The sequence below is a fragment of the Phormidesmis priestleyi ULC007 genome, from assembly GCF_003003695.1.
In the GTDB taxonomy this organism is placed as follows: domain Bacteria; phylum Cyanobacteriota; class Cyanobacteriia; order Leptolyngbyales; family Leptolyngbyaceae; genus Phormidesmis_A; species Phormidesmis_A priestleyi_A.
Genome location: NZ_PVWG01000008.1, coordinates 70,900 through 97,643, shown reverse-complemented (window position 1 = coordinate 97,643; position 26,744 = coordinate 70,900). Strand labels below are relative to the sequence as shown.

Genomic DNA, 26,744 nt, shown 5'->3' with positions numbered 1-26,744 from the left:
ATTCGTAGATCTCTTCATGAATTTAGATCAAAATATGGGAGTTGCAGTAATGTTGTGATTTCTAATGACCTAATAGATATAGTACTTTCGCAATTTTTTTGCTGAGATGGTTATTAGACTTCCTGCACAAATACTTCACCCTCCCCCTCACCCCCTCCCCAAGGAGAAGGGTTGGCGAGGGTTTCGCCCCACTGCGCGTGAGGAGGGCTGTCCGAGTTCATGCAGGAGATCTATCGTGAGCAACCGCAGCGTAAACAGTAGATCTACCATTCTAGAAAGCGGTAAAAACTTTTCTTCTGATGAAAACCAGGGGCAAAATTAATATCGGAACACCCGATCACATGAGGAGACAGATTAACTTGAATGCAAGGACAACTGAGTGAGATTGACATTCGTAGCATCCTGCAACTGATCGAACTCGGTCAGCGGACGGGTGAGCTATTTGTTGAAGCCTATCCCGCTTCGCCATTACCACCCCCGAATGGTGCATCTTCGATCGACCTCCGCAGCACCCGATCGTTGAGTGGTCAGTCGTGGTTTGCCTTCTTTCTCAACGGTCAAATCGTCTATGCCGGGGAAACCGATGTTAGCTTGCTGAGACTGCGAGATTATCTGCGCCGTTATCAAGCAGAAACCGCCATTGATGCGATCTCGTCTTCGTCGATCGCAGCGTTTAATGCCCCAGAATATGGCTATTTGTGGGCGTTGATGGAGAACCACAGTTTGACACCCGCTCAAGGGCGGAGCGTGATTCAAAGCATGATTCACGAGACTTTGTTTGACCTCCTGAGTTTGCATCAGGGGTCTTTTATCTTTGAGATTGGCAGCCCTTTAGCCCCTCAGCTCATGACGTTGGAGACGGCTCCCCTGGTGACGAAGACAATTAAGCAGGTGCAAGAGTGGAAGCAGTTTCATCCTCACCTTTACTCACCCGATCAATGCCCCACGATCGCGAGTCGAGCTTTATTAGAGAATGCCCTGCCAGAAACCACGTTCAGCACGCTCGATCGCTATGCCGATGGCAAAACTTCGCTGCGACAAATCGCTCGTTATCTGAATCGCGATATTGTCACCGTTGCCAGGGCAATCTATCCTTACGTCACACGCGGATGGCTACACTTGGCTCATCCTAACTTTGACGACAAGAGTGGGTCAAAAGCTCGTCCTAATCTTGATTTTTGGCAGGCCACTAAGACTCCTAGAATCGTTTGCATTGATGATGGTGCCACGATTCGCAAAACCGTAGAATATATTCTCAACCAGCATGGCTATGAAGTGACGGCGATCGATAATCCGCTCAAAGCTCTCAGTTTGGTATTCCAACTCAAGCCAGATCTGATTCTTTGTGACATTGCTATGCCGGAGTTAGATGGCTATGAAATCTGTGCCATGCTTCGCAAATCAACGGCGTTTCGTCAAACCCCGATCGTCATGTTGACTGGCAAAGATGGCTTTACCGATCGCGTCAGAGCGCGCATGGTGGGAGCCACCGACTATTTAACCAAACCATTTGGAGAAAGTGAGTTATTAATGTTGCTAGAAAAGTACGTCGGTTTAGGACACCCCAATCAGCCCAAAGCCGATCAACTCTTATCAGATGCCCTTGAAGAAGGATTAGAAATCAATTTGACTTAATCGGCTTATTTTTGGCGAGAAGCTGATTCTTTCAGGGATTGGGGTACTTTAGTGATTACATAGTTTAAGGTAAGCAACGGTGGATTTCACCCGTCATCGGTCAATCCGGCAAACAGGTAAGGGGTTATGAGTACAGTTCTAGTCGTGGAAGACAGCGTCACTCAACGGGAAATGATTACGGATCTGCTGAAAGGAAGTGGGTTAACCGTCACCATTGCAACCGATGGGGTCGAAGCTTTAGAGCAGATCCAAGGGCATTGTCCTGACCTGGTTGTGCTGGATATCGTGATGCCCCGAATGAATGGCTACGAGGTTTGCCGACGACTCAAAGCAGACCCCAAAACGCAGAAGGTTCCGGTTGTGATGTGTTCTTCTAAAGGCGAAGAATTTGATCGCTATTGGGGCATGAAGCAGGGGGCAGATGCTTATATAGCAAAACCGTTTCAGCCAACTGAGTTAGTGGGCACGGTTAAACAACTATTGCGAGGTTAGGGGTAGAGCCAATGGTAGGGAAGCCAGACTTTTTAACGGGTAGAGGATACGACGATCAAGCCTCTGAGTTTCAGGAATTGGAAAGCCCTGAAGGTGAGTTGCATCTGCGGTTTTATATCTCTTCAGGCAGCGAGTTTGCTCTGCCCGCAACTGGCATTCGAGAGGTGCTTGCGCCATCGCCCGATCGCATTACTCCCGTCCCCAATGTGTCACCTCTGCTGTTGGGCACGCTCAATGTGCGAGGGCGAGTGGTTTGGGTTGCAGACCTGGGTCAATTTTTGGGAGATCCCGTTCCGCTCAACACAGACCGTCCTGAAATTTCTGTGATCGCCGTCGAAGACCAAGACATCATGTTAGGGTTGGCAGTCGATCGCATTGTCGGCATGGAGTGGCTAGACATTGACCAGGTGCAAATGTCAACCGCCGCGCCCGATAGCGTCGCGCCTTTTCTGCGAGGTGAGTGGGTGTTAAATGGTCAAGACAGCCAATTTTTGCGACTGCTCGACCAGATCGCGATTTTACGATCAGCAAGGTGGGCAGCATGATCTAATGAGCCAAAACCGATCACTATCGGTACAATCAATGCAACGGAGCGATTAAAGACAACTTTTGCATCCTTTAACCAGCATTAATTACTATCAGGTGTATTATTTTCACTTTACATCGACTGCTCGCTTTTTTCTAAGTTTGCCCCCGATCAAACTCAATTTTAAGAGCAGAACTTCGAGAACAACGGCAACCAAGCACTTGCAGGAGAAGGCACATGGCACGCGGGACTGACTTTGCCCAAGACTATCAACAGGCTGAAAGAGCCTATATGCAGGGCAAGTATGAAGAAGCGGCGAAAATTGTCGATCGCTTAGTCAATGAATACCCCCAAGACCCCAGCGCTCGACTTCTGCGGGGGCACATCTATTGCTATGGGCTTCAGCAATATGACGTGGCTCAAGAGCAATATCAAACCGTTCTCAATCTCACTTCTGACACCGAGTTTGTCGATTATGCCACCAGTGGTCTGACCTACGCCAACCAGTTTGCAGGTGAGTCAGCCAATGGTTCTTCTGAGAGTGAAGAAGAAATTGGGGCGTTTGATGATTTTGATGCCGCAAATCGCGCTTCGGTGACTCAGCAGCAGACAGATGCCGACTTCCTAAATAATGATTTTGTGCTGGATGAAATGGATTTGGATATGCCCGAATTCCCGCCCTCTCCGAGCAATGAATCATCTAGCAGTGCTTTTAACCGTCCCGACAATGGAAGGGCACCTAATCAAAGCAATACCTTTGCTGACGATCCGTTCGCGCTAACTGACCAAGATGCTTTTGACCCCAGCGCCCGTAGCGAGTCAAGTGATCAATTTGCGTTCGGCACTAACCCCGAATCATCTCTAGCGGATACTCGCCTAGATCATGACTTCCCGGCGGCAATGGACGAATTTGATAGCGTGTTCTCTAGCCCAGATTTTGCCGATCAGACGGATGAATCTCCGTTCCCGTCGTTTCCTGAACCAGCGGCAGCCGACCATCCCCGTGAAGACCCTCCCCATCGTTCAGGCTTCAACAACCGGGTGATGAGTGAAGACACGCTCTTTATGGGAAGCCCTGACCTTTATGAATCGGCTGAGTCAACATCTGACGCGCCCGCCGCTCCTCATCGGATCGATTCACTTTATAGCGGTTCTCACGCCGAGCCAAGTCCGAGTGCTGCAAACCCAGCCGGAAATCAGAGCAGTGTCGATTTCCTAGATGATTTTGAAGATTTTGACGATCTCGGCAATCTCTCTGACTTTGACTTGTCAGAAGACTCGGCTGGATTTACCAGTCCTTCAGTGGGCAGTGATTTTGGGCTATCTACAAACGGGATGCCGATCGCTCAAAACAGCGCCGGGATGAATTTTGACGAGGACGATCGCTCTACCATCCGCGAAGATGAACTGTTCAGCATCTCCAATACCTCTGAGCAAGTTCCCAGCTTTACTCAGTTGGATAGCCAGCCGATCGATCCGACTCCCACCGTTGAGCAAGGCCCCTTAGCCTTTATCGACAACCGCCCCATGGCTACCAAGCAATTGATCGTGGCAGGGGCGGCAGGAATTGTCTCAGCCGTGGCAGTAGCAGTAGTCAGTTTTCTCTCAGCCAATAGTGCCGCCCAGCAGAACAATCCGACCGTGGTTGCTCAACTGCGAAACACTGGGCTATTAATGGCTTTAGCAGGGGGAGTCTGTGGAGGAGGCGCAGCGTTTGCGGTTGGGCAAATCACCGCAAAGCAGATGAAGCGCTCTACAGATGATTTACAAGCCCAATTTGATGCTGTATGTCAAGGAAACTTGAACGCTCGCACAACGGTTTACTCAGAAGATGAGCTAGGTCAGTTGTCGAGTGGGTTTAATCAGATGGCGCGAGTGATTTTAACCACAACCAGCGAAGCCCAGCGCAAAGCAGAAGAGCAAGAGCAAGCCAAAGAAGACTTACAGCGTCAGGTGATTCGCCTCCTTGATGACGTGGAAGGGGCTGCGAGAGGCGACTTAACGGTGCAGGCAGAGGTGACAGCAGACGTGCTCGGTGCGGTTGCAGACTCCTTTAACCTGACGATTCAAAACCTGCGAGAGATTGTGCAGCAGGTGAAGACAGCCGCCCGTCAAGTCAGCAAAGGTTCGACCGAGAACGAAATGTTTGCCCGAAGCTTGTCTTCAGATGCATTGCGACAGGCAGAAGAACTGGCGGTCACGCTCAACTCAGTTCAGGTGATGACTGACTCGATTCAACGGGTAGCCGAAAGCGCTCGTGAGGCGGAAGAAGTTGCGCGGTCTGCGTCGGCAACAGCTCTCAAAGGCGGCGAAGCCGTAGAACGCACCGTGGCAGGTATTTTAGAAATTCGCGAAACGGTGGCTGAAACCACTCGTAAAGTGAAGCGTCTGGCTGAGTCTTCTCAAGAGATTTCTAAGATCGTGGCGCTGATTTCTCAGATTGCCTCTCGGACTAACTTGCTTGCTTTGAACGCTAGTATTGAGGCGGCACGGGCAGGAGAAGCGGGACGAGGCTTTGCGATCGTGGCCGATGAAGTTCGCCAATTGGCAGACCGAGCCGCAAAAGCGTCGAAAGAAATCGAGCAAATTGTGCTGCAAATTCAGAGTGAGACTGGCTCGGTGATGACCGCGATGGAAGAGGGCACCCAGCAGGTGATCGAAGGCACTCGACTCGCAGAGCAGGCAAAGCGATCGCTAGAAGACATCATTCAGGTGTCAACTCGCATCAACACCTTGGTGACTTCGATTACTGCCGATACGGTCGAACAGACGGAAACGTCTCGCGCTGTGGCTCAAGTCATGCAATCGGTCGAACTGACGGCTCAAGAAACCTCGCAAGAGGCGCAGCGAGTGTCGGGTTCGCTGCAAAATCTGGTGGGCGTTGCACGAGATCTTTTGACCTCTGTGGAGCGGTTCCGCGTAGACACGATCGAGCGAAAGTAGCGCAAATCACAGGCGCTTGCAAATAGCAGCCTCTATTTTAGTTAAGTCAGTTACCCTAGAGCCATCTACTCAAAACCGGTGCAAATAGTTTTAGTTCACCGACCTAGATGGCTTCGGTTCACAGTTTAGCTCCCGGATTCAGATCATCTACTCTAAGATTCCTCTGCATGACTCATTAGAATGGGTCTAAACAGAGGTCATCACTCTAGAAAGGGACAATGCGATGCAGCCAGAACAACAGCAGCGAATCATGGGCTACTTCATTGAGGAGGCAAAAGACCACCTTAATACCATTGAGCAGGGTTTGTTGAATCTGCAAAACACGATCGCAGATCCAGAAATGGTCAATGAAGTCTTTCGAGCGGCTCACTCAGTCAAAGGTGGAGCCGCGATGTTAGGTCTGAGCAGCATTCAGAAGACTTCGCATCGCTTAGAAGATTTCTTCAAAATTCTCAAGGAGACTCCGGGAATCAAGCCCGATCAAAACGTAGAAACTTTGCTGCTGCGGGTGTTTGACACGCTTCAAGAATTATTAGAGCAGTTGCAGGGCCCGTTTGGGTTAACCGAAGAAACCTCTAATGCAACTATGGTAGGCGTTGAGCCTGTTTTTGAAGAACTCCAGCAATATCTCAATCTGCTAGAGCGCCAAGGAGCAGCCACGATCGCGGCTACGGCTACAGATCGGCGGACGATCGCAAAGCCCCCCGCAACGTTCTCGCAAGACAGCGCCTTGGTGTTAATTTTTCAAAACGATGTGCCTGCTCAATTGCGCGAGATGCTGCAACTGTTTAGGCAAGCGGAAACCTTACCTGATGGACGCGATCGCCTTCAAGCAATTTGCACAGAGTTGAGGGGATCGGGCGAAGCCTTTGATCTCCATCAATGGTGCAGTTTGGTGAATCTGGCAAGCCGCGCCATGGCCGATCTTAACAATTCTTATCGGGCTTTGGCTCCGATCGTGATTAGAGACCTCAAGCAAGCCCAGGAGTCTGTTTTGGCAGGTCGAGGGGCTGATGTCGTTCCCAGTGAACAACTGATCGCTCTTGTGCCGATTGATGCCGCACTACCATTAGCCGTTGATGATGATCTGTCAGACTTCTTTGCTATGACAGACCTCCTTGATTCAGACGATGAACTGGATCTGTCAGGAGTAGACTTTGCGGCTGAACCCAATTCTCTAGACGTTTTGGAATTAGACGATCTGACCCTGGATGCTGCTTTGTTTGAGTCTGGCACTGACAGCCGTTTAGTAGAAGACCCTGGATCTGAGTCGGGCGATCGTAACGGCCCTGAAATGGGTATGGCAGAACTCAACAGCTTGGCAGATTTGTTTGAAGGCGAAATGCCTGATCTCGGTGCCACCTGGCAAGAAGAAGAGGTGATTGGAAGCACTCAATCTTCAACGTTTGATTTAACGGGCGCAGCCGATGGAGGCGATAGCAGCGACTTTTCGGACTTATTGTTTGATTCTGCCACCCCTTCGAGTGCTGACAGCACAGATGATGATCTAACGAGCCTGTTTGGAGATGATCTTTTAGAGGAATTATCTAATCCTGAAGTGAATTCAGAGCCGATCGTGGAGCCGACCCTCTTCTTTGAAACCGCCTCAGACGACGAAGACTTTGACCTATTCAATTTAGACACTCCTGAAGAGCGATCAACTTCTTCCGCAGACGATCTCTTTGATAATCTGAGTTTAGACAGCCTTGACGAACTCAATCTAGCCAGCGAGACTTCAGATAATTCATTGGAAGCGGCTTCATCCCCAGCCGATGACGAAGCAACTCCATTAGGCGATCTGGGTGAGTTGTTCGCCGAGCGAGATGACGAAGATTTGAGCTTTGAGGAGTCTTTGAGTGACCCGATCGCTGCCTCTAGCCCAACAGTGGATGCAGATTTGAGCTTTGACGGTCTAGATCTCGACAGCCTGTTAGATGAAGATCTGACTCCTGCTGCCTCGATCGCAGACCCCTGGGAAAACTTGGAGGTAGAGGAGTCTCCGCCAGCCTCACGCCTTAAATCAGACAACCAGAACGGACTCGGTGTTTTGGCAGATGATCCATTTGGAGATTTAGCTGATCTCGATTTTGGTCTAACTGAAGAACCTGCGACCTCTCTAGACAGTTTAGATGCCCTTCCTCTCACGGCTCCTGATCCAGAGACAGCCGATCTTTCACTTACAGACGATCTTTGGAGTCTATCTGAGCCAAGTTTAGAAGCCGAATTGCCTCCAAATCTGGATGCTGAATTAGAGAGACTAGACTTTGGGTCTGATACACCGACTTCGGATGAGGAGTCTTTAGAGTTTTCTAACAGTCTGTTTGCAGAGACTGAAAGCGACGACTCCACAGAATTAGACTTAACGTTATTCGGCAGTGAGCTTCCATCTAGTCTAGAAGTGTCGGAAGCAGATGACGATCTGTTGACAGGTCTTCTAGATAGTGAAGATAGCGAGGAAACGCTGCTTGAATTAGAGATTGATGCTTTAGAGCCTGAAGATTCTCTCAATAGAGAGCCAGGGTTGTTTGATAGTGACTTTGAGTTTGACTTAAACTCATCTCCAGACGTTTTAGATCTGTTAGCAGAAGACAGTGAGTTGTGGTCGAATGATTTACCTAGACCAGACTTGACTGATTTAAATGATTTCTTAGGGTTGAGCAGTGAAGATGAAATCAACCTGAGCGATCGCCCGGAAGAAACCCCTGCGGTAGAAGCTCCTTTCTCACTGAATTTAGAAACTGATTCTGAATCAGACCCCGCTGACTTAGCAGAATTATTTGGCTCTGAAGCCTCACTTGGCTTCAACCTTGATCAGCCTGAAGAGTCGTTAGATTTGAATCTCAATGCACTAGAGACAAGCGACGAGCTTGACAGCTTGTTTGACGAAAACTCGGAGGATTTGGGGCTGCTATTCGCTGAAGATCCAGCCTCAGATTTAGAAACCACAGACTCTCTGGGTTTTCCAATGACAGCAGAGCAAGGCAGCGAGGAGTCGATCGCCGATTCTCCAGCGTCTCACGTGCGTGAGGGTGCTGAATCTGACGAGCCTTCAACCGATTTAGACGATCTGCTGGGTCTAGATTTAACCGAGGAGGAGACTGCACTAGATTTTGATCTGCTTTCGACTAGCGACCCTTCAGATAGCTTAGATGACTTGCTAGATTCAAGCTTGGCTGAAGAGGCAGACCTACTAGGCTTTGATTTGTTGGGTGACGATCGCTCAGAAAATCCACCTTTTGACTCCGCCCTAAACCTGGAAAATGAACTGTTTGGGATGGTTTCCTCTGAAGAGAGTGAGTCGTTAGAACTGACCGATGATCTGATCGCTGAACAAAGCCTCTTCGGACTTGACTCAGACGAGCTATCTCTAGAATCTCCAGACAGTTTGAATGAGGCAGACTTTGATTTATTCTCTGAGGGTTCAGAACCCATAACATCCGAAGCAGAACTCTCAGATCCTCTGTCTAGCGATTTAGAACTCGACCTACAGGATTCTGCCTTCGATTTAGAGAGTTTTGATGATTCTGAACAACCTGAAACCGACGCTTCCCCCACCGAAGCGGCTGATAATTCTGGGTTCAATCCTCTCCTTGGGGCAGGCATTGCGGCTGCGTCAGTTGCCTCTCTAGGGGCGGCAATGGCGGCTTCTCACCGACCCGATGAATCTAGCGACGAGGCTGAATTAGATGCCCTTCTAGGGTCAGAGACTTCTGAGCCAGAAGCCAACGCAGAAGCTGACAGCGAGCTTGGCGACTTAGATGATTTCTTGAGTGACGACCTTTTAGATCTGTCTGAAACCTCCGATACTGAGAACTTTGATGATTTAGATGGCTTATTTGGTGAAGCGGCGGCTGATCCGTTGGTTGAAGCCGCAAACCTAGACCCGCGACTCGATGCGCCATCCGCCGAATTAGACGAGTTCGATGACCTGAATGCTTTGCTAGGTGATCATCGGTCATCCACCATAGAGCAATCAACATCCGAAAGCTTTGACGACCTCGAATCTCTCTTAGCAAACGCACCTGAGCCATTAGCTGCTACGTCTCAGACAGATTTCTCAGCCTACGCCAGCGACTCTGACCTGGAGTTTGACGATCTAGAGAAGATGCTGGAAGACGCTGACAAAACGATGGGAGGAACCCCATCAGCAAAAGGTCTCAGCAGTGTTCAATCAGGGCGACGAACCAATCGACCTGGAAAAGGACTCAGTGAACAGACGATGCGGGTTCCGGTTAAGCACCTGGATAACCTCAGCAACCTGGTCGGGGAATTAGTCGTTAACCGAAATAGTTTAGAGCAAGACCAGGAACGGATGCGGCAATCGCTCGATAACCTGCTCTATCAGGTTCAGCAGTTGAGTGATGTCGGTCAGCGAATGCAGGACTTGTATGAGCGATCGCTCTTAGAAAGTTCTCTGCTTGCCAGCCGCAGTCAACGCACGTCTTCCATTTTTGGAGCTTCGAGGCGAGACAGCGCCATCACCCCAAACAATTCCTCTGAAGTGGAATATGACCCGCTAGAGATGGATCGCTTTACGGGCTTTCACTCGCTCTCGCAGGAGATGATTGAGTTGATTGTGCGAGTCCGAGAATCTGCTTCTGACATTGGGTTTATCGTCGATGAAACCGATCAAGTCACCCGGATGTTCCGGCAGGTGACGACGCAACTGCAAGAAGGGCTGACTCGCTCTCGCATGGTGCCGTTTGCCCAAACTGCCGATCGGCTGCCTCGCGCCGTGCGTGACATCGCAATGAAGTGTGGCAAACAAGCAGAACTGGTGATTGAAGGTCGCGAAACTCTGATTGACAAGATGATTTTGGAACACCTCTATGATCCAATGACTCATCTAGTTAATAACGCCATCACTCACGGAATTGAAACCCCAGAGGTGCGGCGAGCAGCCGGAAAATCTCCGATCGGTCAGATTACGATTCGGGCCTTTCACCAGGGAAACCAGACCGTGATTTCGGTGTCAGATGACGGTGCAGGAGTCGATATTGAGCGGGTGAAAGTAAAAGCGATCGAGAAAGGGCTGATCACGTCAGCCGAATCTAAATCGATGGCGCGGCTGGATATCTATGATCTTCTCTTCCATCCCGGCTTTACCACTAAAGACCAGGCAGATGACTTCTCAGGTCGAGGAGTGGGCATGGATGTGGTGCGTACCAGTCTGAGTGAAATTCGGGGAGTCATCAACACTGACTCAGCCATGAATAAGGGCACAACCTTTACGGTGCGGCTGCCGCTCACCCTCAGCATCTCGAAAGCTTTATGCTGTGTCAGCGATCGGGCCCGCGTTGCCTTCCCAATGGATGGGGTGGAAGATATGCTCGACATTCCTAAAGATCGCATTCAAACCAATGCAGAAGGAAATCCGGCGATCGCTTGGCGAGACTCTGTTCTAACGTTACGCCCTTTGACTGAGCTACTGGGCTATAACCGCCATCTCAGCCGAGGCAATGTTTATGGCGGCAATCAAGAAGACGATATGGTGTCTGTGGTAGTCCTCCGCAGTGCAGGCAACTATCTGGCGCTCCAGGTCGATCAAGTCTTGGGCGAACAAGAAATCGTGATCAAGCAACTAGAGGGCCCCATACCCAAGCCGATCGGGGTAGCCGGGGCAACCGTACTAGGCGATGGTCGAATTATGCCGATCGCAGACGTGTTAGAACTGATCGATCTTTCGATGGGTCGAATTCGTCGCGATGTCGGCACCATGTGGGATCAAGGTGCAGCACAGTCCAACGATACGATCACCATGAAGACCGAGCCGACGGTGCTGATTGTGGACGACTCGATCACAGTGCGCGAACTGCTGTCAATGACCTTCAACAAAGTTGGCTATCGAGTCGAGCAAGCCCGCGACGGTCAAGAGGCTTGGGAGAAACTGAGAGCAGGATTGCCTTGTGATATCGTGTTCTGCGATATTGAGATGCCTAGAATGGATGGCTTAGAACTGCTTTCACGAATTCAGAAAGACCCAAATCTCAGCAGTCTTCCGATCGCGATGTTGACTTCTCGTGGTGCCGATCGTCACCGTCAAATGGCAGCATCTCTGGGAGCAAGTGGCTACTTTACGAAGCCTTATCTAGAAGAAGCGCTCTTGGATGCGGCTCAACGAATGCTGAAGGGAGAGATTCTGATTGTCAATAATCGACAATAGCAAACCCTGAATTTTGCTAACTTCTGAAAGGGATGGGCTAAACCCCCATCCCTTTTTTGATTTTTACCAGGTGACTCGATCGTGCAATTTTTCAAGCAATTTAGGCCCGACACCGGAGACTCGATCGAAATCTTCTAGAGAGACGAAGGGCTTTTGTTGACGGGCGGTAATAATCCGCTTTGCTAAACCGGGTCCGACTCCTGGCAGTGCTTCTAGTTCTGCTTGAGTGGCACTATTCAGATTTACGGGTTGATTGATCGTTTCAGCAGACTTCTGCGGGGCAGATTTTTGAGGTTTTGCAGGCGTGTCTCGTTGCTTGGAAACGGGAGCGATCGGGGGCGGCGTTGTCGGCTTTCCGCACTGTTGTTGATAAGTTTCGACTTTGCGACGAATCGCAGGCGGCACCCCTAAAATTGCATCTGTATAGAGGCGGTTAAACTCGCGCTGAAAATGTGCCGCCACCAGCGAACTGTGAATCACTAGCAGGGTTTCGTCGTTGCCCTGATTGGCGGCGATCGTCCAGTTATGAGAGCCTGTAATCACCGTCTGTCCATCCACGATGCCAAATTTGTGATGCAGTAAGTCACCGGGAGGTAAGCGGGGCACCCCCACTGTCGTAATTGGAGTTTGCCAGGGGCGATTATCGGGGTCGAGCTTGCAGGTGTCACCTAGCGAAACGCCCAGCATATCCAATCCTTCGCTGTAGGGTCGAAACATAAAGCTAGGCTCAATTAGCGCTTTAATTTGTGCCCCTTTCTGATGTTGAATATCCAGCAAATTCGCCAGTGGCTGATCTGAGAAGACAAACAGTGCCATCTCGATCGATTGGCTAGCTTGACTCAGAGTTTTGCCAATTAACCCATTTGTGGTTTGCTCCCAGGGCAGAGATGAGGCTGAAGGTGAGAATTGTATCTCGATCGTGGTGTCTCCTACCTGCACTTGCTGGGGAGCGCGATGCGGCTTCTTGATCCCAAACAAACTATCTGGTTTGCCTCCAGGGCCGTCGCCCCACATGAGATTAAATTCTTGTGTAAAGAGAGTTGCTAACTCTGGGCTATCAATTTTGAGCAGATTGTTAGCATTGCCGCGACTCGTGAGCGTCTTAAAGTCGCCGTGAACGTCTGACGGCGTAAAGTTGGCGGAGGTGACGACGATCGTGTGTCCATCTACAATCACAAATTTGTGGTGCATCAAATTACTGCCGCGTGTTCCACCCGCCGTATCGTCAAGGCGAGGAATTTTGGCGTTGTCGAGCATCACCAGCGCATCGCCCTGATTAATCTCGGTCGGACTAAGCTGTCCGTCGCCGTTCTGATCAATGAGCTTCAGAGATTCACCATAGCGATCGCGCTCCCGCTCTGGTAGCTTGGCAATTTCATCAGCACGAATGCTGCTAACTGGGCGTGAATAGCTATTTTCGAGAATGACCCGCACCTTCACACCAGCTTGAGCACGATCGCTCAACGCTTTGGCGATTTTGGGCAAGCGAAATTCTTGAACGGCAACTTCAACACTCGTTTGAGCCGATGCGATCGCCTCCACAATAATTTGTTCAAGGTCATCACCCGATCGGGTTTGTTTGCGATAAGGCTCTGTATATTGCGACGCAGGCTCATGGTTGGTGTAAACCTGGACTCGCGGATCTTGAGGAAGCAGGGTCGGACGAGATGGCTGAGGTTGAGCTGGCTGACAGGCGACTAAGCCAAGTGCCAAGGCAGCACAATAGAGATTCCGGGAGAGGGAGAAGATTGGACGCACGATAGGCTAAATTGAGAGATCTGAAGCAAAAAAACCTATTCGTAGCGTACCCAAAGAGAAATACGGTTCTTCGATCAGTCTGTGATTCTATTAATGATCGTGGATTAAAAATATCGGTTACTTGCAAGGACGATGGGCACTGCCGTGCCATGCCCTTACATATCGAGATCTCTGCTCACCTGTTCTGCTGCTTATTGACTTATGCAAATCTATTTGGATTACAGCGCCACCACCCCCACTCGCCCAGAGGCGATCGCGCTGATGCAAAAAGTTTTAGCCGAACAGTGGGGAAATCCTTCGAGTCTTCATGCTTGGGGGCAACAGGCAGCCACATTGCTAGAACGGGCAAGAGTTCAGGTAGCACGGTTGCTCAATGCTCCGCCAGAAACGATCGTGTTTACCTCTGGAGGTACCGAATCAAACAATTTGGCAGTGATGGGCGTGGCACGAAACTACACTACGCCGCAGCACATGATTATTTCCAGCGTCGAACATTCAGCGATCACCGAGCCTGTGCAGCTTCTAGAACAGTGGGGCTGGCAAGTGACGCGGCTCAACGTAGACTCATCGGGACGAGTCAACCCGATCGCGCTTCAGGCAGCTTTGCGCCCTAACACTGTGCTGGTGTCGATCATTTACGGGCAAAGTGAGGTGGGAACAATTCAGCCGATCGCCCAACTGAGCCAGATGGTTCGTGATCAGGGCGCTTTATTTCATACCGATGCAGTGCAAGTGGCAGGGCGGCTATCGCTCAACGTGCAGCAACTCCCAATCGATCTGCTGTCTCTCTCTAGCCACAAACTCTATGGGCCGCAGGGAGCAGGAGCGCTCTATGTCCGTCCAGGGGTTGAATTAGTGCCGCTTTTGAGCGGAGGTGGGCAAGAATCAAAGCTGCGATCGGGCACTCAGGCGATGCCCGCGATCGCTGGGTTTGGCATGGCGGCTGAGTTGGCAGTTCAAGAAATGGCGATCGAAGCGCCTCGCTTATTACAACTCCGAGAGCGGCTGTTTGATCTGCTTGCCGATGCACCGGGCTTGGTGCCGACGGGCGATCGTTGGAATCGTCTCCCTCATCACCTCAGCTTTTCTCTACACAATGCTGATGGAGAAACCCTGAATGGCAAGACGTTAGTGCGGCAAATGAACCTGGCAGGAATCGGCATCAGTGCGGGATCTGCCTGTCATAGCGGCAAGCTAGTACCAAGTCCGATTTTGGTTGCGATGGGCTATAGCGATCGTCTAGCCAAATCAGGAATTCGCCTCACTTTAGGACGCGACACCACCCTAGCCGATATTGATTGGACTGCAATGGTTCTCAAGCAGGTTTTGGCTCGACTCACGCCGCAGCCTGTTCTGTTAAGGGTCTGATGAGATCAAGATCACAGATTAAATAATATCAGTTATTTGCAAGGGCAATGGGCACGGGTAGGGACATGGCACACCGTGTCCTCTCGCGATCGATCGTTCTCAAAAATTTTTCATCAGCGCATCTTTCACCGCCGACGGCAATTGGCGCATAATTTTGCCTTTTGCCAGGTCAACCGCAACCAGCGTCACTCGTGCCGTTGCAAAAAGAACGTCGCCCTCTAAAGACTGAATTTGAGAGTCGCAGTTGATGCGAACACCCTCCATGTCAGCGATGCGAGTTTTGACGATCGCATCCATCCCCATCTGAATTGGCTGATGATAGCGAATCGATAACTCTACAACGGGCAAATTACAGCCCAGGGCCACCAGTTCGGCAAAGTCAACGCCCATCGATCGCAGACATTCAACCCGCGCCTCTTCTAGCCAGGTTAAAAACGTGCCGTGCCACACCATCCCTGCATAATCAGTGTGGTGTGGAAAGGCTCTCACCGGATAGTCGAACCAATCGATCGAAGCGACTTGCAGTTCAGGCTGAATAATGTTAGTGGTCGATAGTTGCGGTTGTGACACGTCATCCACCCTTGTAAAAATCACCGATCGTATTTTACGCCCGTTGCCATTTAGCCGCCAATTGTGAACCATTGCAACATTTTGCAAAATGGGTCAAGCCCGCGATCTTAAATACGATCAGAGGCGATTAACTAATGAGGCAACCTTATGATAGAAAAAATTTTACTGGCTGACTCTGGAACTGGACAAGCTGAAGCGATGCTGAAAGCGCTGCTGGAGATTCCGGCAATTCAACGGGCGTTTGTGACTGTGCTGCATGTGGTTCCGGCTCAGGTTTCTGCGGATGTAATGGCTGAAAAGTGGGAAGAGGGCGGCAGAGTGCTGGCAAAGGCAATTCAGTCTCTCAATTTAGACTCTGATCACGTGGCTGCCGTCTTGCGTCAGGGAGAACCCAAAGATGTCGTTTGCAAGGTTGCCGAAGAACTCAACACTGACCTGATTATCATGGGGTCTCGTGGCTTAAAGCGGCTAGTCTCGATTTTAGAAAACTCTGTCAGTCAGTATGTTTTTCAGTTGTCATCGAGTCCGATGCTGCTGGTCAAAGATGAAATTTATGTCCGCAAGATTAATCGGATTATGGTGGCGATCGACAGTTCTGCTGCCTCTAAGCAATCTCTAAAGCTGGCGTTATCACTGATTCGCGACATTAAGGGAGGACAGTTGCTCCTGGTACACGCTGACGCTGACACCAGGAAAGGTGAAAAAACAGGAGCCGACGCAGAAAAAGAGCCGAGTTTAGCGGCAGCGGCTTCTGAGGCGAAAAAAGCAGGCGTTGCCTATCGCTCTATTTTGGCTTCAGGAAAAGCTGGAGAGGTGCTCTGTTGCCTTGCAGAAGATAACAAAGCAGATTTGCTGATGCTCGGTTCGCCCGATCGTCGCCCCTCGATCGCGAAGGGTTTGCCTGATCTCGATCGCTTGTTAGGCACATCTCTCTCTGACTATGTGCGGGTTTATGCCAATTGCCCAGTGCTGCTAACTCGGACGGCGGCTTAAGAATAATTTGCGTCAACAGTCATAATTCGCTAACTGTTGACGCAAATCTGTATTGATTTTTGCCTAACTCTTTTGCCTGATACATCGCCTCATCTGCTTGCTGAATTAGCAGATCAGCCTCTTCCCCATCGGAGGGGAAAATACTAATTCCGATGCTCGTAGTCACAAAAATTGTTTGATTTGAAATGGCAAATGCTTGAGAAAGTGTAGTCAGAATCTTTTCAGCAACTCGTGCCACATCCGGCACGTTTGGAACCGCAGGTAAAATAATCACAAACTCGTCTCCGCCGAACCGAGCTACCAGGTCACTCGTTCTTAAAGAGCCATTGAGCCGTTTCGCCACTGCTTGCAAAACTACATCTCCAACTCCATGCCCAAGCGTGTCATTAATTTTCTTAAACCCGTCTAGATCTAGAAACATTAATGCCACCATTTGAGTGTTGAGGTTTGCCCACGCTAGACATTCGATAAGCCGCTCATAAAGCAGGATGCGGTTGGGCAACCCGGTGAGAGCATCGTGGTTTGCCAGGTGGTTTAGACGGTCTTGAGACAGGCGCAACTCTGCATTCGATCGCAATAACTCTGCCGCAGTGCGCCGCAACTCTTCTTCAATCGTTTTGCGTTGGGTAATATCTCGAATAACGCCAACTAAAAATAGATTTCCGGCTGCATCTTTGTGCAGCGATCGCTTAGTTGCAATCTGATACGTTACTCCATTTGAGCTAGTAAATTCTTCTTCGTGTTCGACTTCGGTTTGATACTTAAAAACGAGTTCATCTTGCTGCTTAAAAACATTTGCTTCGTGTTGAGAAAACACTTGATCATCAGATTTGCCCACTAACTCCTCGATCGGTCTTCCTAAAAGTCTTGAATAGGCTTCGTTTAAGACAATCCAACGATGATTTTTGTCTTTCACAAAAATCGGGTCAGGAATCGTATTAATGATGCGATGCAGAAATTCTTTCGATCGCTTGAGTTCTTCTTCTGAGTGGGCGATATTGCTGATAACCACGATCGCTGACACCGATAATGCAACCAGCGGCGGCACCAGCGGCACCACCCAACCGCCTAAAAATGCCAGATAGCAAACGATGGTCAGCCCAAACCCTAGAACCCCAATCGCCATCATTGAGCGTCGAGGCGATCGTAATCGCCAACTCAAGTGAGTTCCTACCAATGCCCAAGCCCAGATCCAAACCCATTCTCCAGGCTCAACCCAAACTTTGAGCAGGGTTCGCCCGTCTAGGGTGGCGCTAATAATTTGGCTGATAAAGTTGGCTTGTAGCTCTACCCCTGCCATTGACTCTGAAGCGGTTGTCCAAGAACTACTGTAGGGCGTTGGGGTAAAATCTTTGAGGCTGGTTGCTGTTGAGCCGATCAAGATAATGCGATCGCGCAATCTTTCTGCTGAGACTCGTCCTTCTAAAATGTCTGTTACCGAAACGGTATGAAAGTGATGCGCCGGGCCCCGAAAATTTGCCAGAATTTGATAGGCTCCATCGTCTGCCTGAGCATAAACACCATCATTTGATTGAAACTGGGGAAACACCGCTCGATCGAGTCGCAGATATCGAGAATTTTCGGCGGCGGCTTGTTCTTGAATGCCAATTTCTTTAAGATAAACCAGCGCCAGCTTTAAGGAGAAACTCTGATGGGTTTTGCCGTCTGACTGCTTTCGCCAATAGAGAAATGTTCGCCGAACTTTTTGATCGGAGTCAAGAATGACATTATTAAAGCCGACTTGCCCCAGTTCGGCTAAGACAGGAGGAGGAGCTACGCCATCGCTTTCGCGATCTTTGAGTTGCTCGATCCCAACCAGGTGAGGAATTTCGCGAAACGTTTTGAGCAACTCTGGCTGACCTGCTCCAGTCGGCAAATCTCGATAAAAGTCAAGTCCGATCGCTCGCGGTTGGGCTGACTGAATTTTTTGAAGAAGCTGCGTCAGCGTTGTGTCTGAGATCGGCCAGTTGACCCGCCGCAAGTCTGATTCACTCAGCCCAACGATGATAATGCGATCGTCTACTGGCTCTAGCGGGCGCAACCGAAAAAACTCATCTAACGCGCCTAACTCCCAGGGTTGCAGTAGCCCAGTCAGGCGCAACGCAATCACGCAGCCTGCTACTCCGCAAGTAGTGATCCAGACTCTACCTGTCTCCCAGACTGCTTGAGTTAACCCTGTCCAGCTATGCTTTTGCCGTTTATTGGACTGCACCATCGGCTGATTTTGGGAAAGCTCATCGTTGAATTAATCTTAAGTAAGGCATTTTGTCATAAGCTTTAGCAACTCAAAAATCATTGGTTCTGATCGGTCTGCTTAATCCACTCAATCACCTGGTAAGCGATGCGGACATTACTCAGACGATCGACTTCGCGAATTCCAGTTGGGCTAGTGACATTCACCTCGGTCAAATAGCCGCCAATCACGTCAATGCCGACAAATACGAGTCCGTCTCGTTGTAAGGTGGGGGCAAGTTGGGCGCAAATCTGGTGTTCGCGTTCAGTGATGTCCACGGTTGCGACTCGTCCACCCACAGCCATATTGCCCCGAAAGTCAGTCCCGGTTGGAATGCGATTGACGGCTCCGATCGGGCTTCCGTTGAGTAAAATAATCCGCTTATCGCCTTCTTTGGCTTCTGGCAAATAGGTTTGCACCATTACGGGCAGTTTGCCTTGAAGCGTACTAATTTCAATCAGCGAGTTGAAGTTACGATCGCTTGGTTCTAAAAACAGAATTCCTTCTCCCGCTTTGCCGCCCAAAGGTTTGAGAACCGCCGCTCCTTTTTTCTCTAAAAACTGCCGAATCACCTGTTTGTCTTGGCTGACGATCGTTTCGGGGATCGCTTCGGTGAATTGTAGCGCGTACATTTTCTCGTTTGCCGATCGAATGCCATTAGTCGAGTTCAGCACCCGTGTTTTAGCCGGATCGATGTAGTCGAGAATGTAAGTCGCATAGAGATAAGCGGTATCGACAGGCGGATCAGGGCGCATGAACACGATATCCATGTCTTCGAGGGGGCGCAAAATCGGAGCGTCAAGCGAGAACCAAGACTCAACTGCCTCCCAACGACCCTCTACTAACTTCACCGGGGTTAGCTGCACTGGCTCTAGAACTGCCCACGCTTTGCCATCGATCACGCTTAACCGACTTGCCTGAGTGACCCAAACCTCGTGTCCTAGCTCTTGGGCGGCTTCCATCAGGGCCACGCTAGTGTCGTGAGTGGGGTCGAGCCGATGAATGGAATCGATGATAAATGCAAATTTCACAGTAGTGTCCTTGAGCGGATCTAAATCTTTTTAGCTAGATTGCAGCAGTGGGTCTAGTTTTCCCTGACGATCGAGCGCGTGAATATCGTCACAGCCGCCAATGTATTGATCGTTGATGAAAATTTGAGGCACCGATCGGTTGCCGTTTGCCCGCTTAGACATTTTTGCTCGTCCGGGTTCGTCGCTGTCGAGATTATATTCGGTGTAATCAACGCCTTTGCGGTCTAACAAAGATTTGGCACGAATGCAATAGGGACAAGTACTCCAGATGTAAATTTCAACGTTGGCAGCCATAAATTTCTCAGCATTAGCAATATTTCTTCATTTTAGTGGAGCGCGGGATGATTGCGCTTCACCCTGGCGCAAAGCCGCGATAATTTGCAGATTTGCCTTAGGAAAGGGAAACTGATCAAGCTCTGCCAACGTGACCCAACGAATCTCATCACAGGCGATCGTCTGGGGGTCTCCACTCAAATAACGGCAGTGATGGACGTTGAGCGTGACTCGAAAGTGAGTGTAGGTATGATTGACGACGATTAACCGCTCACCGACTGCGATCGTAATGCCCAACTCTTCTTGAATCTCGCGCTGAATGCACGCCTCGATCGTTTCCCCAGCTTCGACTTTGCCGCCCGGAAACTCCCACAATCCGCCGAGCAAGCCCTCTGGTTTACGGCGATCGATCAAAATCTGCCCCCGATCGTTCCAGATCACAGCAACACCGATCTGTTTGTGAGGCACAGGGGCACGAGTTTCTGACATGGGAATCTGAGATTGAGTTCCTAAATTGTAAGCTTGACAGTGACTTTGCCAGGGACAAACTAAACAAGCGGGATTGTGAGGCGTACAAACCGTCGCGCCCAAATCCATCAAAGCTTGATTAAAATCTCGCCCATGCTTCGGATCGACTAAATCCTGGGAGAGCTTCCATAGTCTCGGCAAAGCTTTAGCGATCGGAACGTCTAACGCGATCAGCCGCGCCAAGACTCGCTTAACGTTTCCATCCAGAATTGCTAAAGGCTGATTGAAGGCTGCACTGAGAATGCCCCCGGCGGTAGTGCGTCCAATTCCAGGTAGAGCCAGCACCGCATCTAACTCAGTGGGAAAAATTCCGTCATGCTGCTGCACAATGTCTTGGGCGGCTCGATGCAGATTTCGGGCACGAGCGTAGTACCCCAATCCTTCCCAGGCTTTGAGAACGGATTGTAAATCTGCCGCCGCGATCGCTTCTATGGTAGGAAATTGCAACATCCAGCGATCGAAGTAGGGGATTACCGTTTTCACCTGAGTCTGCTGAAGCATGATTTCAGACACCCAAATGGCGTAGGGATCGCACGTTTGCCGCCAAGGTAGATTGCGTCCAGATTGAGAATACCAGGTGAGCAAAGCAGCCCGTAACTCCAAAACAGCAAAAGACGGCAGATCGTCGGGGCGATCTACCGCTATTTGATGAGATTTCACATTAAGAACCACAAAATGGGGGCGTTAGCAGTCAGGGTAGGCGTAACTAATTACTGCTCGTCAGACGCGTTAGACTCAGCGACTTGAAAGGCTTTTTCAAACGTCATGCGCTGTTCGGCATTGCGAAGAAAATAACCGCTCATCATCGCGGATGCCAAGAGCCGACCTAGATGCTCACGGCTCGTGGTAATGGTGACATCGAAATTATCAGAAGGCAGACCACCCAGTAAGCCAATGATGTTGCGTTCCACGACTTGAAACACATCGGCAGAAGACGGCTTTGAGAGTTGAGCGATCGTTTCGGGGCTAAGAGACTGGACGTATTGCCACAGCAACCCAGACTCGCCGCTTTTGATGAACTCTGGAACTTGATTGGATGTATCGTTCACGTTTATCAACCTCAGTCAGAGGACGGAATCAACTTTTGTTAAACCTACTTTAACAATAGAAACGGGCAATGTAAGTAGGTGGAACCGAACCGAAACAGGGGGGGATGCTACGGCTAACTTGCTAGATACTCTCCCATATCGCCTTTGCGCTTCCGCAGTTTGGTGAGTGCTTCGCGTTCAATTTGACGGACTCGCTCACGGCTGATGTTAAGCTGGTCGCCAATTTTCGCCAAAGTCAGGGCTTTTCCGTCTTCTAGACCAAAACGCAACGCCAACACTTCTCGCTGCTGCGGGGTTAGATCTGCCATCAGAGTCTCAAGATCGTTGCGGAGTGCGGTTTGGGCCGCAAAATCTTCTGGAGACGGCCCGGTGTCTTCGAGAAGTTCGCCCAGTTCGGTGTCTTGATTGTCGCCAACGCGCAAATCGAGAGAGAGCGGAGAGCGGGCCCGCTCTAGATATTCACGAACCTGTCGAGGAGTTAGTTCGAGTTCGATCGCCAGTTCCGCAGCCGTAGCAGCCCGTCCTAGTTTTTGAGTCAGCGCTCGTTGGGCCTTCTTAATTTTGTTGAGCTTTTCGGTAATGTGAATGGGAAGACGAATGGTGCGACCTTTTTCGGCGATCGCGCGGGTAATCGCCTGACGAATCCACCAGTAGGCATAGGTTGAAAAGCGATAGCCTTTAGTGGGATCAAACTTTTCAACACCGCGCTGCATGCCGATCGTGCCTTCCTGGATCAGATCCATCAGGTCTACGTTGCGCTTGGTATATTTTTTGGCAACAGAGACGACGAGCCGCAGATTTGCCTCTACCATGCGACGTTTAGCAGTTTCGCCCTCTGAAACGGTTTGCTGCATTTCGGCTTCAGACAACCCGATCTGCTGTAACCATTCCGATAGGTTTGGTTCGCGACCCAGCATGAGAGCCATCTCTTCTTTAATATGGTTGATCAACGAGAGTCGCTGAACCTGCTTGCCGTAGAGAATCTCCTGCTCGTGGGAGAGAAGGGGAACACGACCAATTTCACGCAGGTAAGCACGAACGGAGTCAGTGGGAGTCTGGGCTGTCTTCATAACACTGGATGGGATAGAAATGACGGATTATAAGTATTCGTGAGCAGTCTGAGAACGATCGCATCCCTAACAGGCAGGTGCAGAGAAGCGTCGTTGAGCGATTTCAGAGCGTCAGATGCCTCAAATTTAGATGCAAGTTAGGAACTCATTCTTCTAGGTAGCAGCGTTTAGGTTTATCCCTTTCAAGGGCTGATGAAGTGCCTCTCGGTTGAGGTAAATGGGGGGTGTTGCTTTATTAAGATTATGTCTGAGTTTGTTAACAAAAGTAAAGATCCTGAGAGATATTCCTTTACTTCAAGGGTTCAAAGAGGGAGAGTGGCTAGTTTGCGTAAACTCTCTAGCGTATCGGCAGCCTACCCAGAAACCAATTTTATGAATGCATCTTTTGAAACAGAATCTCACAGATATCAGAACGGTGTAGAAGTCGATTGTGAGTTCTCAATGCGCTATTAAGTTTTTTGGCGTTATTTTAATCGAGTTTAAAGGTCTGCTCAGTTTGAGTGACGCATCTTATAGAAATACTCTGATTAGGTAGAAAGTCACATCTGCCTAGTGGTAGAAGCCTGTAGTTTTAGTGTAACTTCCATAACACAAAATGAATCGGAAGAGAAAAAGAAGAAACTTAAAGTTAACTCTACAGGGGTCAGAGCGTCTTTGATCCAAATGATCAAAGACGCTCTGATACGGTGTTTCCGATTTTTTGCTATTGAAGATATTCTTGCAGCGATCGCACCGTCAGCGGCTGAGATTGTAACGACCGAATGGCTGCCGCCGTAGCTTTTGCCCCAGCGATAGTCGTGATGATCGGAATCTTGTAGCTCAAAGCGGTGCGACGAATCAGGCGATCGTCGGTCAACGCTTCTTTGCCCGTCGGGGTATTAATAATGAGTTGAATTTTCTCATTTTTAATCGAATCAAGTACGTGAGGTCTGCCCTCGTGAAGTTTGAGCACTAACTCAACTTCTAAACCGTTCTCAATCAAGACTTTGCGGGTGCCTTCGGTGGCAACGACGCTAAAGCCCAAACTCATCAAATCTTTAACGATTGGAACGACCGCCGCTTTTTCACGATCGTTCATCGATACAAACACAGTGCCTTTGAGAGGTAATCGCTGACTGGCGGCGAGTTCTGCCTTAGCAAAGGCTTTGCCAAAGTCGGTATCGATGCCCATCACTTCCCCGGTCGATCGCATTTCGGGCCCCAGGATGGTGTCGGTGCCCGGAAACTTGTCGAAAGGAAAAACGGCTTCTTTGACAGAAATATGTTTGGGAATGATTTCTTCGGTGAAGTTAAGTTCTTTGAGGGTTTTGCCAGACATCACACGGGCGGCAATTTGGGCGAGAGGATGTCCGATCGCTTTCGACACAAAGGGCACGGTGCGCGATGCACGAGGATTCGCTTCGAGAATAAACACCTGATCGCCCTGCACGGCAAACTGAATATTCATCAAGCCGATGACTTTGAGGGCTTTGGCAAGCGCGATCGTCCAAGTGCGAATCTGATCCAGCACGGGTTCCGACAAGGTAAAGGAAGGAATCGAGCAGGCAGAATCTCCAGAGTGAATGCCTGCCTGTTCGATGTGTTCCATGATGCCACCGATCACGACTTGACCCGTCATATCCGCGATCGCGTCTACATCGACCTCGATCGCGTTCTCTAAAAAGTGGTCGATCAAAATCGGGTGGTCGGGTTCGATCTGCACGGCATAGCTCATATAGTGTTCTAGCTCGGCATCCGAATAAACGATCTCCATCGCTCGACCGCCCAACACATAGCTAGGACGAACGACAACGGGATATTGGATTTTTTGAGCGACTTCCCGCGCGGTTTCATAGTTGCGGGCGAGTCCGTTAGGAGGTTGCTGAATGTTGAGTTGGCGCAAGATCTTTTCAAACCGCTCTCGATCTTCGGCAGTGTCGATCGAGTCAGGTGAAGTGCCCCAAATTTTGGTTTGTGGGTTCGACTTCAGCGCTTCTTGTAGGGGAACCGCCAGCTTGAGTGGGGTTTGTCCGCCAAATTGGATAATTACGCCTTCAGGATTCTCAGCTTCGATGATGTTTAAGACATCTTCTTTAGTCAGCGGCTCAAAATAGAGTCGATCGCTGGTGTCATAGTCGGTCGAGACGGTTTCGGGGTTGGAGTTGACCATGATCGTCTCAAATCCATCGGCACCGAGCGAGAAAGAAGCGTGACAGCAGCAATAGTCAAACTCGATGCCCTGTCCGATGCGGTTGGGCCCGCCTCCGAGGATCATGACTTTGCGCCGATCGGACGGAAGCACTTCAGTTTCTTCTTCGTAGGCGGAGTAGTAGTAAGGAGTCAGCGCCTCGAATTCAGCCGCGCAGGTGTCTACGGTTTTATAGACGGGGATCACACCGAGAGATTTGCGGTAAGCCCGCACTTCATCTTCATGGGTTTTGGTGGCAAAGGCGATTTGACGATCGCTAAATCCTTGCCGTTTGATGTGATACATCTTGGCTTTGTCGAGACTTTTCAGGGTCGTGCGTTTGAGCAGCTTTTCAGTCTCTAGCAAGTCTTGCATCTTGTCTAAAAACCAGGGATCGATGTTGGTTAGCTCAAAAATTTCATCAACCGTCATACCCATTTGCATCGCGTGGCGTACGGTGAAGATGCGATCGGGGTTTGGAGTGCGAAGTCCTGCCCGAATTTGTTCGAGGCTGGGGAGCTTTTCTGAACGATCGCAGCCCCAACCCGCTCGTCCGGTTTCTAATGAACGAAGTGCCTTTTGAAAAGACTCTTGGAAGGTGCGCCCGATCGCCATTGCCTCGCCCACTGACTTCATCTGCGTGGTTAGAACCTGAGACGAGCCGCTAAATTTCTCAAAGGCAAAGCGGGGAATCTTGGTGACGACATAATCGATCGTTGGCTCGAAACTGGCAGGAGTTTTCTTCGTAATATCGTTAGGAATTTCGTCCAGCGTGTAGCCAACCGCAAGTTTTGCTGCCATCTTGGCGATCGGAAACCCTGTCGCTTTCGATGCCAACGCCGAACTGCGCGACACCCGCGGATTCATCTCGATCACGACTAACTCACCCGTCACCGGATTAATCGCAAACTGGATGTTTGATCCGCCTGTCTCGACCCCAATTTCGCGAATGATCTTGATCGAAGCGTCTCGTAACCGTTGATATTCTTTATCAGTCAGCGTCTGAGCCGGAGCCACCGTGATCGAGTCACCAGTGTGGATGCCCATCGGATCAAGGTTCTCGATCGAGCAGATGATCACGACGTTATCGGCGAGGTCGCGCATCACTTCTAGCTCATATTCCTTCCAGCCGAGCAGAGATTTCTCAATCAAAATCTGAGACACCGGGCTGGCATCTAAACCCGTCTGGGCGATTTCCTCAAACTCCTTCTGGTTATAGGCAATGCCGCCCCCGGTGCCGCCCATCGTGTAGGCAGGACGAATAATTAAGGGATAACTGCCGATCTGCTGCCCAATCTCGCGGGATTCTTCTAGGGTTTCTGCCAGACCAGACGGACACACGGCGACTCCGATTCGCCCCATTGCCTCTTTGAATAGCTTGCGATCTTCAGCCATCTCGATCGCCGGAAGTTTTGCGCCAATCAGTTCAACGTTGTATTTCTCAAGCGTCCCATTTTTCGCCAGTGTAACGGCAAGATTGAGCGCGGTTTGTCCGCCCATCGTGGGTAAAAGTGCATCGGGGCGTTCTTTTTCGATAATCAGAGCGACTATCTCAGGCGTGAGCGGCTCAATGTAAGTACGATCGGCGGTTTCCGGATCGGTCATGATGGTCGCTGGGTTTGAGTTGACCAGAACCACTTCATATCCTTCATCTCGCAAGGCTTTGCAGGCTTGAGTACCGGAATAGTCGAATTCGCAGGCTTGCCCAATCACAATAGGACCGGAGCCGATGAGCAGAATTTTGTGGAGGTCTTGGCGACGAGGCATAGTGAAGTTAAAGCCGTTGAGTTTAAATCCAACTCATTGTAGAGGCTTTCATTTACAGAATTGTTACGGCTTTATCCATTCCGAAGATTTGCTGATTTGAAGGAGAGGAATGAATGGACGAGGCGACAAGAAGACGGGGAATGAGAAGCGTTAAGTTTTAAGTACCAAACCTGGGACA

At 50.0% G+C, this 26,744-nt stretch carries 16 protein-coding genes; 7 read left to right on the top strand and 9 right to left on the bottom strand.

Features of this window, described 5'->3' with window-relative positions:
- Window positions 1-363: 363 nt before the first annotated feature.
- The 5 genes from C7B65_RS09595 (at window position 364) to C7B65_RS09575 (ending at window position 11,759) form a co-directional block, all read left to right on the top strand.
- Window positions 364-1,635, top strand: coding sequence for a response regulator (locus C7B65_RS09595; RefSeq protein WP_073071083.1), 1,272 nt, complete (start codon window positions 364-366; stop codon window positions 1,633-1,635).
- Between the two features lie 126 nt (window positions 1,636-1,761).
- Window positions 1,762-2,127 carry a response regulator transcription factor gene (locus C7B65_RS09590; RefSeq protein ID WP_073071081.1) on the top strand — a complete coding sequence of 122 codons (366 nt, stop codon included), beginning with the start codon at window positions 1,762-1,764 and terminating at the stop codon, window positions 2,125-2,127.
- Window positions 2,128-2,138: 11 nt separating this feature from the next.
- Window positions 2,139-2,672 (top strand): chemotaxis protein CheW, encoded by a 534-nt coding sequence (locus C7B65_RS09585; protein ID WP_073071080.1) that lies wholly within the window; start codon window positions 2,139-2,141, stop codon window positions 2,670-2,672.
- A gap of 218 nt (window positions 2,673-2,890) precedes the next feature.
- Window positions 2,891-5,596: a methyl-accepting chemotaxis protein gene (locus C7B65_RS09580; protein ID WP_073071078.1), complete on the top strand. Its 2,706-nt coding sequence runs from the start codon at window positions 2,891-2,893 to the stop codon at window positions 5,594-5,596.
- Window positions 5,597-5,819: 223 nt separating this feature from the next.
- The gene (locus C7B65_RS09575) at window positions 5,820-11,759 is read left to right on the top strand and encodes a hybrid sensor histidine kinase/response regulator (protein WP_073071076.1); all 5,940 of its coding nucleotides are present in this window, start codon (window positions 5,820-5,822) and stop codon (window positions 11,757-11,759) included.
- A 63-nt stretch (window positions 11,760-11,822) separates the two neighbouring features.
- Here C7B65_RS09575 and C7B65_RS09570 read toward each other — a convergent pair whose 3' ends face one another.
- Window positions 11,823-13,517, bottom strand: a complete 1,695-nt coding sequence (locus C7B65_RS09570) for a phospholipase D-like domain-containing protein (RefSeq protein WP_244913190.1) — start codon at window positions 13,515-13,517, stop codon at window positions 11,823-11,825.
- Between the two features lie 201 nt (window positions 13,518-13,718).
- Here C7B65_RS09570 and C7B65_RS09565 point away from each other — a divergent pair, with 201 nt between their 5' ends.
- The gene (locus C7B65_RS09565) at window positions 13,719-14,885 is read left to right on the top strand and encodes a cysteine desulfurase family protein (protein ID WP_073071075.1); all 1,167 of its coding nucleotides are present in this window, start codon (window positions 13,719-13,721) and stop codon (window positions 14,883-14,885) included.
- A gap of 99 nt (window positions 14,886-14,984) precedes the next feature.
- Here C7B65_RS09565 and C7B65_RS09560 read toward each other — a convergent pair whose 3' ends face one another.
- Window positions 14,985-15,527: an acyl-CoA thioesterase gene (locus tag C7B65_RS09560; RefSeq protein WP_083582852.1), complete on the bottom strand. Its 543-nt coding sequence runs from the start codon at window positions 15,525-15,527 to the stop codon at window positions 14,985-14,987.
- Window positions 15,528-15,602: 75 nt separating this feature from the next.
- On the opposite strand from C7B65_RS09560, the gene C7B65_RS09555 reads away from it, so the two are divergent.
- Window positions 15,603-16,448: a universal stress protein gene (locus C7B65_RS09555; RefSeq protein WP_073071073.1), complete on the top strand. Its 846-nt coding sequence runs from the start codon at window positions 15,603-15,605 to the stop codon at window positions 16,446-16,448.
- A 19-nt stretch (window positions 16,449-16,467) separates the two neighbouring features.
- Here the strand turns inward: C7B65_RS09555 and C7B65_RS09550 are convergent, their stop codons facing one another.
- The 7 genes from C7B65_RS09550 to carB form a co-directional block, all read right to left on the bottom strand.
- Complete coding sequence (locus C7B65_RS09550) at window positions 16,468-18,663, bottom strand: CHASE2 domain-containing protein (RefSeq protein WP_073071071.1); 2,196 nt, start codon at window positions 18,661-18,663, stop codon at window positions 16,468-16,470.
- 77 nt (window positions 18,664-18,740) lie between these two features.
- On the bottom strand, window positions 18,741-19,712 hold the full coding sequence (gshB, locus tag C7B65_RS09545; RefSeq protein ID WP_073071069.1) for a glutathione synthase: 972 nt from the start codon (window positions 19,710-19,712) through the stop codon (window positions 18,741-18,743).
- Window positions 19,713-19,742: 30 nt separating this feature from the next.
- Entirely contained in the window at window positions 19,743-20,006 is a 264-nt protein-coding gene (grxC, locus tag C7B65_RS09540) for a glutaredoxin 3 (RefSeq protein ID WP_073071068.1), read from the bottom strand.
- Window positions 20,007-20,033: 27 nt separating this feature from the next.
- Window positions 20,034-21,173 (bottom strand): A/G-specific adenine glycosylase, encoded by a 1,140-nt coding sequence (gene mutY / locus C7B65_RS09535; RefSeq protein WP_317615811.1) that lies wholly within the window; start codon window positions 21,171-21,173, stop codon window positions 20,034-20,036.
- Between the two features lie 50 nt (window positions 21,174-21,223).
- On the bottom strand, window positions 21,224-21,562 hold the full coding sequence (locus C7B65_RS09530) for a DUF760 domain-containing protein (protein ID WP_073071066.1): 339 nt from the start codon (window positions 21,560-21,562) through the stop codon (window positions 21,224-21,226).
- 113 nt (window positions 21,563-21,675) lie between these two features.
- The gene (locus C7B65_RS09525) at window positions 21,676-22,632 is read right to left on the bottom strand and encodes an RNA polymerase sigma factor, RpoD/SigA family (protein ID WP_073071065.1); all 957 of its coding nucleotides are present in this window, start codon (window positions 22,630-22,632) and stop codon (window positions 21,676-21,678) included.
- A gap of 703 nt (window positions 22,633-23,335) precedes the next feature.
- Window positions 23,336-26,566 (bottom strand): carbamoyl-phosphate synthase large subunit, encoded by a 3,231-nt coding sequence (gene carB / locus C7B65_RS09520; RefSeq protein WP_073071063.1) that lies wholly within the window; start codon window positions 26,564-26,566, stop codon window positions 23,336-23,338.
- Between the last annotated feature and the right edge of the window lie 178 nt (window positions 26,567-26,744).